At 33.0% G+C, this 13,582-nt stretch carries 13 protein-coding genes; 5 read left to right on the forward strand and 8 right to left on the reverse strand.

What is annotated here, in order from left to right:
• Positions 1-394: 394 nt before the first annotated feature.
• The 8 genes from HMPREF1253_RS03795 to HMPREF1253_RS03825 form a co-directional block, all read right to left on the reverse strand.
• Complete coding sequence (locus tag HMPREF1253_RS03795; RefSeq protein WP_023055476.1) at positions 395-1,405, reverse strand: electron transfer flavoprotein subunit alpha/FixB family protein; 1,011 nt, start codon at positions 1,403-1,405, stop codon at positions 395-397.
• A 12-nt stretch (positions 1,406-1,417) separates the two neighbouring features.
• Positions 1,418-2,212, reverse strand: a complete 795-nt coding sequence (locus HMPREF1253_RS03800; RefSeq protein ID WP_023055465.1) for an electron transfer flavoprotein subunit beta/FixA family protein — start codon at positions 2,210-2,212, stop codon at positions 1,418-1,420.
• Positions 2,213-2,221: 9 nt separating this feature from the next.
• Complete coding sequence (locus HMPREF1253_RS03805; RefSeq protein WP_023055449.1) at positions 2,222-3,364, reverse strand: acyl-CoA dehydrogenase; 1,143 nt, start codon at positions 3,362-3,364, stop codon at positions 2,222-2,224.
• A gap of 151 nt (positions 3,365-3,515) precedes the next feature.
• On the reverse strand, positions 3,516-4,679 hold the full coding sequence (locus tag HMPREF1253_RS03810; RefSeq protein WP_023055452.1) for a glucose-6-phosphate isomerase: 1,164 nt from the start codon (positions 4,677-4,679) through the stop codon (positions 3,516-3,518).
• On the reverse strand, positions 4,679-5,494 hold the full coding sequence (locus tag HMPREF1253_RS03815) for a PP2C family protein-serine/threonine phosphatase (protein ID WP_238318879.1): 816 nt from the start codon (positions 5,492-5,494) through the stop codon (positions 4,679-4,681). Before HMPREF1253_RS03815 ends, HMPREF1253_RS03810 begins: the two co-directional genes overlap by 1 nt.
• A 136-nt stretch (positions 5,495-5,630) precedes the next feature.
• On the reverse strand, positions 5,631-5,768 hold the full coding sequence (locus HMPREF1253_RS10455) for a hypothetical protein (RefSeq protein WP_023055467.1): 138 nt from the start codon (positions 5,766-5,768) through the stop codon (positions 5,631-5,633).
• A 10-nt stretch (positions 5,769-5,778) separates the two neighbouring features.
• On the reverse strand, positions 5,779-6,894 hold the full coding sequence (locus HMPREF1253_RS03820; RefSeq protein ID WP_023055447.1) for a class I SAM-dependent RNA methyltransferase: 1,116 nt from the start codon (positions 6,892-6,894) through the stop codon (positions 5,779-5,781).
• Entirely contained in the window at positions 6,891-7,220 is a 330-nt protein-coding gene (locus HMPREF1253_RS03825; RefSeq protein ID WP_023055445.1) for a hypothetical protein, read from the reverse strand. Before HMPREF1253_RS03825 ends, HMPREF1253_RS03820 begins: the two co-directional genes overlap by 4 nt.
• A gap of 114 nt (positions 7,221-7,334) precedes the next feature.
• On the opposite strand from HMPREF1253_RS03825, the gene HMPREF1253_RS03830 reads away from it, so the two are divergent.
• The 5 genes from HMPREF1253_RS03830 (at position 7,335) to HMPREF1253_RS03850 (ending at position 13,537) form a co-directional block, all read left to right on the forward strand.
• Positions 7,335-8,111 carry an electron transfer flavoprotein subunit beta/FixA family protein gene (locus HMPREF1253_RS03830; protein WP_023055472.1) on the forward strand — a complete coding sequence of 259 codons (777 nt, stop codon included), beginning with the start codon at positions 7,335-7,337 and terminating at the stop codon, positions 8,109-8,111.
• A 9-nt stretch (positions 8,112-8,120) separates the two neighbouring features.
• Positions 8,121-9,131: an electron transfer flavoprotein subunit alpha/FixB family protein gene (locus tag HMPREF1253_RS03835; protein WP_023055455.1), complete on the forward strand. Its 1,011-nt coding sequence runs from the start codon at positions 8,121-8,123 to the stop codon at positions 9,129-9,131.
• A gap of 175 nt (positions 9,132-9,306) precedes the next feature.
• On the forward strand, positions 9,307-9,984 hold the full coding sequence (locus tag HMPREF1253_RS03840) for an ABC transporter ATP-binding protein (protein ID WP_052648940.1): 678 nt from the start codon (positions 9,307-9,309) through the stop codon (positions 9,982-9,984).
• Complete coding sequence (locus HMPREF1253_RS03845; protein WP_023055457.1) at positions 9,981-12,170, forward strand: COG1361 S-layer family protein; 2,190 nt, start codon at positions 9,981-9,983, stop codon at positions 12,168-12,170. The genes HMPREF1253_RS03840 and HMPREF1253_RS03845 overlap by 4 nt, the downstream gene beginning before the upstream one ends.
• On the forward strand, positions 12,170-13,537 hold the full coding sequence (locus HMPREF1253_RS03850; protein WP_023055450.1) for an ABC transporter permease: 1,368 nt from the start codon (positions 12,170-12,172) through the stop codon (positions 13,535-13,537). Before HMPREF1253_RS03845 ends, HMPREF1253_RS03850 begins: the two co-directional genes overlap by 1 nt.
• Positions 13,538-13,582 lie beyond the last annotated feature (45 nt).

Below are 13,582 nucleotides of genomic sequence, written 5' to 3' on the forward strand. Positions count from 1 at the left end.
GGGACCGGTTTACCCGGTCCGCGTTTGTTTTTGGTGGGAAGAAAAAAATAAATATTTGATTTAAAATTTATTTTAAATTTACATTTTTATTTTTATTTTTTTTAATTTTTTCAACATACATTTTTTCTTTATTTTTTCTTTTTCGTTTTTTTATTTTGTTTCAATAAATTCGCCTGACGGCGGCGGACCAATAGCAGATATTTGCAGCCAAAGCAAAGATTTGGGCAAATAGTTGCATGAGACCTACCACGATTTTTTTCAAAAATCGGGTTAGGTCTTCAAATTGGTCCCTACACGGGGTTTTATTTTCAATTGAAATTTTCTTTTATTTATACTTTTATTTGCATTAAAAAAATCCATTGAAATTTCTTCCAATGGATTTTATTTTGTATAATTATTCTATTTCTGCTTTTAATTTCTTTTCTCTGTCAATTGCTTCTGTTAATTTCGGAACTATTGCGTTTAAATCTCCTACTATTCCCAAATCTGCAACTTCAAAGATTGGTGCTGTTTCGTTTTTGTTTATTGCGATTATTAAATCAGATTCTTCCATTCCTGCCAAGTGTTGGATTGCTCCTGAGATTCCAAGGGCAAAATAAACTTCAGGTCTTACTGTTTTACCTGTTTGTCCTACTTGACGGTCTTTTGTAATCCATCCTGCGTCTACAACTGCTCTTGATGAAGAAATTTCTGCGTCAAGGACATTTGCAAGGCCTTCAAGATTTTCAAATCCTTCTGGTCCGCCGATTCCACGTCCTGCTGATACAAGGATGCTTGCCTCTGTAATATCTTTTTTCTTTGATTCTGCTTTTTCAATGCTAACTATTTTAACATTCATATCGCTTGGTTCAAAGTCTATTTTTTCTTCTATTACTTGACCCTTTCTGTTTGGATCATTTTCAAGAGCTTGCATAACTCCCGGTCTTACTGTTGCCATTTGAGGTCTAAATTCTTCACATAGAATTGTTGCCATAAGGTTTCCGCCGAAAGCAGGTCTTGTCATCATTAATAATTTTGTTTCTGGATCTATTTCAAGTTTTGTACAGTCTGCTGTAAGTCCTGTATGGATTCTTGATGCAAGTCTTGGTGCTAGGTCACGTCCAATTGAACTTGCTCCGTAAATTACAATTTCAGGATCGTATTTTTTAATGATATTGTAAATTGCCTTTGTGTATGGTTCTGTTACATATTCTTTTAAAATAGGATCTTCTACAATTATTACTTTATCTGCACCGTGGTGAATTAAAAGTTCTGCGTGTTGTTTTACATTTTCACCAATAAGCATTGCTACTACTTGTTGACCTAAGTCATCTGCAAGTTCTCTTGCTTTTCCAAGTAATTCTATACCTACTTTTTGTAGTTGGTTATCTCTTTGTTCTATAAATACAAATACGTCTTTGCTCATCAAATTCACCCCTTATATTATATATTTTTCTTGTAACTTAGCTACAATTGCTTGGGCTGCTTCATCTGCGTTTAGGTCTGTAAGAAGAACGCCCTTACCTTTTCCTTGTTTAGGGAATGATTTTTTAACCTTTGTCGGTGATCCCTTAAGTCCTATGTCTGCAAGGTTAAGTTTATCTTTAATGTCTTCAAGTCCCCAAGTTGTGATTTCTTTTTGGTAAGCGTCAAAAACGCCGCCTACTGACATATATCTTGGTGGAGCAAGTTCTGTTAGAGCTGTAATTAAGCAAGGAAGCTTAACTTCCAAATTGTGGTATCTGTCTTCAAATTGTCTTTTAACTTTTATGCATCCGTCTCCAAGTTCAAGTTCTTCAACGTAGGAAACTTGAGGTAAGTGCAAGTGTTCTGCAATTTGAGGTCCTACTTGAGCTGTATCACCGTCTATTGCTTGACGGCCTGTAATGATTAAATCATAATCTAAATGTTCAAGAGCTCCTGCTATTGTGCTTGATGTTGCCCATGTGTCCGCTCCTCCGAAAGCTCTGTCTGTTACAAGAATTGCCTTGTCAGCTCCCATTGCAAGAGCTTCTCTTAAAGCAAGTTCTGCTTGTGGCGGTCCCATTGATACAACTGTTACTTCAATGTTTTCAGGATCTTTATCTTTTATTCTAAGTGCTGCTTCAAGACCTGATTTATCATCAGGGTTAATGATACTCGGAACTCCTTCTCTAATAAGTGTATTAGTTACAGGATCAAGTCTAACCTCATTTGTATCAGGTACTTGTTTTATACAAACTACTATTTTCATATTCTCCTCCTATTTAACTCCCATCCAGCCTGAAACTACCATTCTCATTACTTCTGAAGTACCTTCGTAGATTTCAGTTATCTTTGCATCTCTCATCATTCTTTCAATTGGATAATCTCTTGTGAAACCATATCCGCCGAATAATTGAAGACATCTTCTTGTTACATCTGATGCATTTTCAGCTGCAAATAATTTTGCCATTGCTGCAAAATGTCCATAAGCTTGTCCTACACCCTTTGTATGAGCTGCTCTATAAACTAAAAGTTTTGCAGCTTCAGTTTTGGTTTTCATATCAGCAAGTTGGAATTGAGTATTTTGGAATTGAGAAATACGTCTTCCGAATTGTTTTCTTTCTTTTGTATATTGAACTGTTTCGTCAATTGCTCCTTCTGCAATACCTAATGCTTGAGCAGCAATACCTATACGTCCTCCGTCAAGAGTCTTCATTGCAAGACCGAATCCCTTGCCTTCACGGCCAAGTAAGTTTTCTTTAGGAATTCTGCAATTTTCAAAAATAAGTTCGCAAGTAGAAGATGCTCTTATTCCCATTTTGTCTTCAGGTTCTCCGACTCTGAATCCAGGAGTTCCTCTTTCAACTATGAAAGCTGAGATTCCTTTTGTTCCCTTTGATTTGTCAGTCATGGCGATAATTATAAATACATCTGCAAATCCTGCATTTGTAATAAATATCTTTGTTCCGTTTAAAACATATTCGTCCCCGTCAAGAACTGCTGTTGTTTGTTGTCCTGCAGCATCTGTACCTGCACCGGGTTCAGTTAAACCGAAAGCTCCTATCTTACGTCCTGATAGTAGGTCTGGTAAATATTTACGTTTTTGTTCTTCTGTTCCGTTTTCATAAATAGGAGCAGCGCAAAGTGAAGTATGTGCTGATACAATTACACCTGTAGTTGCACATTTTTTTGATAACTCTTCAACTGCCATTACATATGCAAGGTAATCTGCGCCTTGTCCACCGTATTCCTTTGGAAATGGTATGCCGAAAAATCCATATTTAGCCATTTTTCTAACATTTTCCATTGGCGGCTCATCTGTTTTGTCGATGTCTGCAGCAATAGGTTTAACTTCATTTACAGCAAATGCTTCATACATTTGTTGTAAAAGAGCATGCTCCTTATCCATTCTAAAATCCATTTAAAGTCCCCCTTAAAATTTTTATATACTATGTTAATTAAATAACATTCTTTAATAATTATATCACTCCAATATAAACTTGCAAGTAATTTCAATTTTTTTCAAGGACTTTATAATGCTTAAAAAGCCTTATATTTTTTAACCTATTATTTTATTTTTCATAAAGTTTTTTTCTTAATATTGCTTTATATTCTTCCACTCCCGGTTGGTTAAAAGGATCAACCCCCAAAATTTTTGCAGAAACTTGGCAGGCATATTCAAAGAAATAAAAAATACAACCTAAGTTAAATTCATCAATTTTTTCAATTTCCAATAAAAGTTGATTGCTACTATGAGATTTCATAACAGATTTTCTTGTAAGGTCGTTAAGCTCATTTAAAGTCATATTTAAATTGAGACCGTAATCTTCTAAAGATACTTCCAGATTTGAATTTGAATTTAAAGGGGAAATTGTAGTTTCAAAAAACATCTGCCTTCCCGATTGAATATATTGACCTAAACTGTGGAGGTCTCTTGAATTAATGACATAAGTTGGTAAGATTCCCTTGCCCTCTTTTCCTTCACTTTCGGCAAAAAGTTGTAAAATCCATTTTAATAAATATTCCAAATCCGGTTCATATACTGTAAAGATTTCAACAAAAAGATCTTTTTCGTAAAATTTGTTTCTGTAAGTTGCATAGGAAATTGCATGATCCACATTGACACTTAAAGCACCATCTATAACTTTATCAACATCAATTCCTGCAAAGGCCATAGGAACAAGGCCAACACAAGTTAAAACTGAATATCTGCCCCCAACTTCTGAGGAGATTTCTATAAAATTATGACCATTTTTTTGGCATGCCCTTCCAAGCTTTGAATCTAAGGACTGGCTCATAATAAAAATTCTTTTATTATAGTCGGAAAATTTATTTTTCATAAATTCTCTCATGTATGTGTAAGCAATAATAGTTTCAAGGGTATTTCCCGATTTGGAAATAACAAGAAGGGCAAAATCTTCATCTAAGTCCGATAATTTTTGTAAAGCGGCTCTTGTAGAAAGACTGTTACCTATAAAATGTATTTTATTTCCCTTTGGATTTAAAGCATTAATTGCAGCTTCAGCTCCTAAAAAAGATCCTCCTATTCCTGCAACTACAAGGGTTTTTCCTGCCCTTTCAATTTCTTTTGCAATCCCCTTTGCTCTGTGGACTTCCCCTCTTAAAAAATTAAAGTCCGTCCACAAATAATCTGCATTTCTATATTTTTCTTTATTTTCTTCAATTTTATCTTCTATAGACCTATCAAAATTATATTTATAAGCTTTAAAATTCATTACAACACCTTAAATAACACGCAAGTAATGTCATCTTGCTGGTCCCTATATTTATAAAGTTCAAGTTCTTCTTTTATTACATTTATTTCATCAATACTATTTTCATTTAAAATATCGGCGATCCTTTCAAGACCGAAGGGCTCTCTGTTTTTATTTACAGTTTCCACAATTCCGTCAGTCATAAAAAGGAGTTTGTCGCCGCAAAATAAATCCACTGAATTTTCCTCATAATTTATATAATCAAAGATTCCGGAAATGGGAAAGCCTCTGGAAATAAGTTCATAAGAATTTCTATCACGAGTTAAAATGGGACAGGGATTGTGTCCTGCATTGGAAAAAAGAAAGTTGTCTTTTTTTCTGTTATAAACCCCATAAAAGCAGGTGAAATAAATTCCCGGATCAATATTTAAAGAAGAAAATCTGCTTTTTATCTCTTCGAGAGTCCTGGATGGACTAAGAAGAGTTTTTGTAGAAATATTTTTAAACAAAAGACTTATAAACATAGTTATAAGGGAAGACTTAAAGCCATGTCCCATAACGTCTGCTATATAAATTCCCATATTGTCTTCGTTAATTTCAAATACATTAAATAAATCTCCGCTTAAAATATTTGAAGGACTGTAAAAATAATCTAACTTTAAATTTTTAAAAAATCCCTTTTCCGGAATAAGAGACTTTTGAATTTTTTGAGCATCAAGCATTTCAAGAGTGAGTTCCTTATTTTTATTTATTATTTGTCCCTGAAGTTTCTTCTCCATAGTTACATTTCTAAAAACTTCAACCACTCCAACTATTTCCCCTGTCTCAGAATGCACAGGAGAGCATTTAACGGAGTAATAATTTCCCTTGATGTATTCCTCTCTTTGAATGATTTCCCCTGTCCTGAAGGACCTCTGAGCCACAGAGACGTTACAAAAAAATCCATCCCCCGGCTCGCAGGTCATAGTTGTTTCATCTGCCCCAAAAAAATTCTTTCATTGCTGAGTTGACAAAAATAACATTATTATCCTTATCTATGACTCTGACAAGGTCTGCAATTCCGTTTAAAACTATATGATTAATATTAAAATCAAATTTTTGTCCACTCATTTTTTCACTCCTATTTTTTAGGTTTCGGTCCGTAATATTGATAGTAATAAGTTCTTATGCCTCCGTTGTAAAGTTTTCTATTTCTGTCGGCTTTCTTATTAAAATCTTTTTCAAAATTTTCATCTGATGTAATTATATAAAAAGACCAGGTTTTTAAACTTTTGTAAAGTTTTCCAAGTTCTTTTTGTAGATCGCTTACTTGGTCTTTAATTCTCACTCCGTAGGGAGGATTTGTAATTAATACTCCATAATCATCAGGAAGATCCAAATCAAATATATCTTTTTTAAAAAAAGTTATATCTTGGCTTAAATCCATTAGTTCTGCATTGTTTTTTGCAATTTCTATGGCCTTATAGGAAATGTCGCTGGCAACAATATCTAATTTTTTATTTAAGAGTATCTCCGAATAACACTTAGACTTTTGATCTCTAAAGTCTTTTTTGTCCGTAAAGGAAAAATTTTCAAAATCAAAATTTCTCATAAGACCTGGTGCAATATTTCTTCCTATCATGGCAGCTTCAATGGCAATAGTTCCCGATCCGCAAAAGGGGTCGCATAAAAGTCTTTTGGAATTCCAATAACTTAAACTTACAAGACCTGCCGCCAGGGTTTCACTAATAGGTGCCTTATAATTTATTTCCCTATAGCCTCTTTTGTGAAGGCCCTCGCCTGAAGTATCTAAGGTTATTGATGCAATATCATCTAAAAGGGAAACTTCAAGTTTATATCTTGGTCCATCCTTTTCAAAATAAGATTTTTTATAAATTTTTGAAAGTCTATTAATAATGGCTTTTTCAGTTATCCTTTGACAATCGGAAATTGAAAAAAGTTTGGATTTTCTGCTTCTTCCTTCAACAATAAAATTTGCATTTTCAGGAATAAAATTCTCCCAGGGAAATCCTGAAACTCCATCAAAAAGTTCTTCAAAACTTAAAGCCTTAAAGTTTAAAAATTCTATTAAAACCCTATCTGCTGTTCTAAGTCTTAAATTTAACTTATATATGTCTTTTAAATCTCCCTCAAGAGCCAATCTTCCGTTTTCAACTTCAGCCTTATAACCTAAGTTTTCCAGTTCTCTTTTAAGGACGCTTTCCAGTCCAAAAGTGGTTGTGGCTATAATTTTCATGAATCTTTATACTCCTTTGCCCATTTAAAAATATATAGGGCATAAAGACCTATAACTATAAGTCCAAATAAAATATCTTCCCATCTGAAAACTTCCCTGCCCTTATAGGCCCTAAGTCCGCATCTTACAATTATGTATAAAATAATTGCTAAAGAAAAAAATATAAGCTTTTTTATTCTTCCCTTTTTACTTAAATTTTTATTTTCAATTTTTAATTCTTTTTTTACCTGTGCCTGCCTTTTTTGAGCTTCTCTTCTCTTAATTTTTTCTTTTTTCCAGGCATTTTCTATGTAAGAAAAAAATCTTTCTTTTAAATCTTTTTTCATAAAGCACCTCTAAACTATTCTAACCTTTAATTACTTTATTTAAAAGAGTGAAGAAAAATTAATTTAAAGGACACATATATAGTATAATAATTATTGAGAAAGAGGAGGTAGAGAATGAATATTTTAGTTTGTATAAAAATTGTTCCTAAAGTTTCAGATGTAAAAGTTGACAGAGAAACGGGAAATTTAATAAGAGACGGTGTAAAGAGCATAATCAATCCCCCTGATGTCCATGCTCTTAAAATGGCAATAGATTTAAAAAATAAAACTAAGGGAAAAGTTACTGTAATCACTATGGGACCGGAATTTGCAAAAGAATTTTTAAGATATGCCATTGCAATGGGAGCAGATAAGGCTTATATAATAAGTTCTCCTGATTTTAGAGGATCCGATACCCTTGCAACAAGTTATGTTCTATCAAGAGCTGCAAAGACAATTGATAATTTCGATTTGGTTTTAACAGGCTCTCAAACTATTGATGGAGATACTGGTCAAGTAGGGCCAGAACTGGCAGAACACTTATCCTTTAATCAGGCAACTTATGTTTCAGACCTTGAATATATAGACAGTAAATTAATAGCTAAAAGAAATATTTTTAACGGAATCGAAAAAATTCAAGTGGAACTTCCTGCTTTAATTACAGTTTTAAAGGGAAATGTAAATATTAATGACTATAAGGATAAGGTTGATGACAGTCTGGAATTTAAAATTTTAAGTCCTGAAGATATAGGCGCTGATCCTGAAAGAATTGGTCAAAAGGGTTCTACAACTCTTGTGGCTGAAGTTTTCCCTCCAGAGGAAATTTCAAAAGGTAAAATCTTAGAAGGACAAACTGAGGAAAAAATTGAAAAAGTTCTTAAAATCCTTAAAGATAAAAATTTTATAAGGTAGGTGAATAAATTGGAAAATAATAAAAATATATGGATTGTCCTTGAACAATATAAGGGTTCTTTAACAAGTCTTTCTAAAGAAGTTCTATCAAAGGGAAGACAAGTTGCAGACTCTTTAAACTCAAATCTTATAGGTCTTGCAATTTCTAACAAGGCAGATGATCTTGCAAAGGAAGCTATTTCTTATGGAGCTGATAAGGTAATAAAAGTTGAAGATCCTCTTTTAAAAAATTATTCTACAAATGCTTGGACAAAAATCCTTGAAACTTTAATAAAAAAATATAAGCCCTATACAATTTTTATAAGTGCTTCTGAAAACGGAAGAGATTTAGGGGGAAGAATTTGCTCCAGAATGGGTCTTGGCCTTGTAGCTGAATGTTCCCAAATAGAACTTACAGAAAATAAAGATGATATAAAATGGATAAGGCCTTCTTTCAGCGGAAAATTATTATCTGATATAAGAATAACTACAAAACCTATGATAGGAACTATAGGACAGGGAGCTTTTAAAGCAGGTAAAAAAGATTTAAGTAGAATCGGAGAAATTATAGAAGAAAAAATTTCTATAGATGAAGACGAAATAGGTTGTAAATTTATTTCCTTTGAAGAAATTCCCTTTGATACAAATTCAGTAAGACTTGATGAAGCTGATGTTATAGTAGCAGGAGGAATGGGACTTAAAGATAAAAAAAATTGGCACTTAATTGAAGAACTTGCTCAGGCCCTTCATGGAACAAGCGGCGCAACAAAACCTCTTATAGACAATGGTTGGCTTGATAAAAGTAAACAAATAGGAATTTCCGGCACAAAGGTAAAGGCAAAACTTTATATAGCTGTTGGAATAAGCGGTGCCCTTCAACATAGAAAGGGTATGGAAGATTCAGACCTTATTATTGCAATTAACAATGATGAAAATGCAGATATATTTAAGGTTGCCCACTACGGAATAGTTGGAGATTTGTTTGAAATCCTTCCAAAAATGACTGAAGAGATAAATAAAAATAATAATAAATTAAATTAAATTTTAAGGCGTAAATAAGTTTTTGCGCCTTTTTATTTTGTAAATTTAGAAATTTTTTAGTTTTTGTTAAACTTTTTGTAACTTAATATTCTTTATCCTTGTGTTATACTTAATTCTGAGGGGTGATATTATTAAAAAACTCATTGAAATAAAAGATTTATATAAAATTTATAAGATGGGTGATGAAAAAGTTCGTGCCCTTGATGGGATAAATCTTGATATTTATGAAGGAGAAATTTTATGCCTTTTAGGAACATCAGGAAGCGGAAAGTCAACTTTATTAAATATGGTGGCAGGTCTTGACAGACCAACTTCCGGTCAAATTATTATTGGCGGAATACATATAGAAAAACTTTCCGAAGATCAGGTTACAACTTTTAGACGACTCAACGTCGGTTTTATCTTTCAATCTTATAATCTTATTAAAACTTTAAACGCTCTTGATAATGTTGCTCTTGGTCTTATTTTTAAAGGCCTTGCAAAGAAAAAGCGTGATGAACTTTCTAAGGACATCCTCGAAAAAGTTGGCCTTGGGGACAGAATTTACCATAAGCCCAACGAAATGAGTGGTGGTCAACAACAAAGAGTTTCCATTGCAAGAGCTTTTGTAGATAAGCCGAAAATTATGTTTGCCGATGAACCTACGGGAAATTTGGATACAAATACTTCCTTTGAAATTATGGATTTAATGTGTTCTATGGCAAGAAATTATAATCAAACTTTAATTATTGTTACCCACGATACAGAAACAAGTATATATGCCGACAGAATTGTGGATATGAGAGACGGCAAGGTAATAAGCATAGAAGAAAACAATGCAAAAATTCCAAAGGGAGGACAAAAGGAAGAATGAAAAAATTTTTAACTATATTTTTAGCATTAATACTGACATTTACAAGTTTTCCAAGTCTTGTAAGTGCAGGTTCAATTACAGAAAATGTGGGCAAATTAGATGTTGTTGCTGACCAAACAACTAATTTAAGCGAAGGCGGAGATGCAAAGGTTGATGTTACAATAAAAAATAATATTTTTTATACACAAAAGCCTATTCCTGAAAATGTAAGTAAAGAAGAAAAAAATAAAATTGAACAAGAAAATGCATATGAAAAAGATAAAGCTGTAGCAAAAAATCTTACAGTGCAAGCTGTTATAGTAAATCCAGAAAAAGTTTTTATAAAAAATGACGGATACGTATTTAAAAATGGTGTGAACATAGACCCTAATTCAGAAAGACCCGGTCATTTTAGTATAGTAGCGGAAAAAGATTTTACTACAAAAACTGTAGCTGTAAATATTATTCTTAAATACTATTTGAATGGACAATTTCAAACTCAAACTGAAACTATTTATGTAAGGGTTAATGCTCCGGAAAAGCCTATTAATCCTGCTATTGAAATAAGAAAAGTTGATTCTCTTTGGATTGACACTCAAGAAGCTGGAAGAGATTTTCAAGTTCCCTTTGAAATTGTAAACACAGGGGACACTATTGCAAAAAATATTAAAATAAGCCTTGAAGGTTTAAAAGATAACACAATCACTCTTACAAATGGACTTTCAACTCAGGATATTACAAGTTTAAATCCCGGCCAAAGTCAATTTATTACTTATAATTTAAAAAGTAATAAGGCCCTTGCTGCCGGTTCTTATATGCTGACTTTAAAGTATTCTTTAACTTCTGAGGGTGGTAAGGCTCCTATTAGCGGAGATTATTCTTTTTCTTTTAATATTAAAAAACCCAGCCAAGAGCCTTCAACTATTGAATTTAAAAATGTAACCTTCCCTAAGGGTGCAATTTCAAGAAATCAAACTGCAAATATAGGTTTTGATTTAGTAAATACAGGAAGGCTTCAAGCTAAAAATTTAAAAGTTTCAGCTCTTAGTGAAAATCAAGCAAGTCTTGCTTCAAAATCAGTTTCTCAAGTTTTATTAAAAAGTCTTGCTCCAGGAGAAAGTAAACATTTTAATTTTTCCTTTATTGCAAGCCCTTCTGCTGCAACAGGAAATTATCCCGTAACTTTAAAGGCGGACTTCTATGACGAAAGTTCCAACGACCTTCAATCTTCTTCACAAATTGCAGGTGTATTTATTAAAGCTCCCAAGGAAAAACAACCGGGAGAAAAAGACAACTCACCTACTCCAAAATTAATTATTGAAGATTATTATTTTGAACCTAATGTTATTGAAGCTGGCAAGCCTTTTAAAATGTATCTAAAGTTTTATAATACAAATACAAAAAAAGCTGTAAAAAATATAAAAATATTTTTAACAAGTGACACTCAAGAATCAGTTCCTCAAGGAGATTCTGGTTCCAGTGGAAGATCAATGTCAGGAGGATCTGCTCCTACTGCTTCAGTTTTCACTCCTACTGAATCTTCAAATACTTTTTATATTGCAAATATAAATCCTGGAAAAAAAGTTGATAAGGAAATAACTCTTACAACTGTTCCCGATACTGCTGCAAAAACTTATACAGTTGTTGCAAACTTTGAATATGAGGATGCTGAGGCCAATAAATATACGGACACTGCCCAAATTGGAGTGCCTGTTATTCAACAAGCAAAACTTGATGTGGGAGAAATTTTACCTCAAAGTGAATTTATGCTTGGTATGGACACAAATTTAAGCGTTGATTATTACAATACAGGTAAAGCCGTTCTTAACAACGTCATGGTAAAAATTTCAGGAGAGGGTTTAAAATTTGATACTCCAACTTATTACAAGGGTTCTTTTAACCCTGGCTCCAGTGATAATTTTTCAGTAAACATAACTCCAGAATCTCCTGGTCACAAAAAATTTGTTATTACCTGGACTTTTGAAGACTCCATGGGAGAAAAACAAGAAGTTACTCGTGACTTTGAATTTGATGTAGCAGATATGCCTAAAGAAGATGAAGGAGCTCAAGAACTAGCTCCTAAAAAAAGTGGAGGCATATTAGGAAAAATAATCGGAGGTCTTGTTCTTATAGCTGCGGCTGTTGGTACAGGAATTTTAATTAAAAAAAGAAAAAATAAAAAAGATGACGAGGATATGAGTCTATAATGAAAATTCGTGACTTAGTTAGCATGGCCCTTAGAAATCTTGCTGCAAGAAAGCTCAGAACTTTTTTAACTGTTCTTGGGGTCTTTATCGGTGCAACTTCTATTATTATCATGCTCTCCATAGGTTTCGGTTTTAAAAAAATTAACGCCGACATGATTGCCCGCATGGGAGATATGAAAACTTTAGATCTTCATACTGACTTTTCTTGGAGCGAAGAATCAGAAGCAAATGCTAAAAATGCAAAGAAGAAAAAATTAAATGATGCCGCCATAAAAGAGGTCAAAAAAATTGAAAATGTAAAGGCTGTAATTCCTATTTATTCTGGCTATATGCAAATAAGAAGTGGCCGTTATGAAGGTTTTTCAAGTTTTACGGCTATTCCCAATGAAGAATTTGAAAATTACGGTTTAAAAATTGTTGAAGGTAATCTGCCAAGAAAAAATGCAAATGAATTTATTTTTGGAGGCGGTGTTACCCAATCAATGAGCGACCCAAAAAGATCCGGTTTTTCAGGAGAAAAATTAAAACCTTTAAAATCAAAATTTTCTATTTTTCGATTTAATCCTGAATTTCCAACTGATAACAATAATATGGATGGCGGAGGAGCTTATATGGAGGAAGATCCTTCAGAAAATTCACCTCAAAAGGAACCGCCACAAGTTCCAATTAAGGTTGTGGGCCTTCTTGAAAACAATCCTAACAACTGGATGCAAAACAGCAGCATTTTTATGTCCATAGATACTTTTAAAGATTTATCCAAATCCTTTGGCTATGGCAATCAAGTTTCAAAACTTAAACAATATAACAACATAAAGGTTGTCGTTGATGATATTAAAAATGTTGAAAGTGTTCAGTCTCAAATTAAAAGTTTAGGTTATAATCCCAGTAACATGGCTGCAGACTTTTTAAAACAGTCAAACCAGCAAATAGAAATTATTCAAGTTGTATTTGGTGGAATAGGTGCCATATCTTTTATTGTTGCTGCCATAGGAATTACAAATACAATGATTATGAGTATTTATGAAAGGACAAAAGAAATCGGTGTAATGAAAGTAATAGGAGCTTCAATTCGTGATATTCAAAAATTATTTTTAGTTGAAGCTGGTATAATAGGTGCAATAGGAGGAATAGTCTCAGTAATTTTCAGTCTTATTGCCTCTAAAATAATAAATTACTTTTTCGGTGGATTCTTTATGTCCATGGCAGGAGAAGAAGGAGCAATGATTGATCCAAAGCTTTCATTGATAACTCCCTTTCTTATAATAAGTTCAATTTTATTTTCAACTTTTATAGGAGTTTTATCAGGATATCTTCCTGCAAGACGAGCAATGAAACTTTCTGCCCTTGATGCCATAAGAACAGAATAAAAAAATAAACCGGTCGTAATTGAAATTTTATTTTCAAATTACTTC

The sequence above is a fragment of the Peptoniphilus sp. BV3C26 genome, assembly GCF_000478985.1.
GTDB classification, from domain to species: Bacteria; Bacillota; Clostridia; order Tissierellales; family Peptoniphilaceae; genus Peptoniphilus_B; species Peptoniphilus_B koenoeneniae.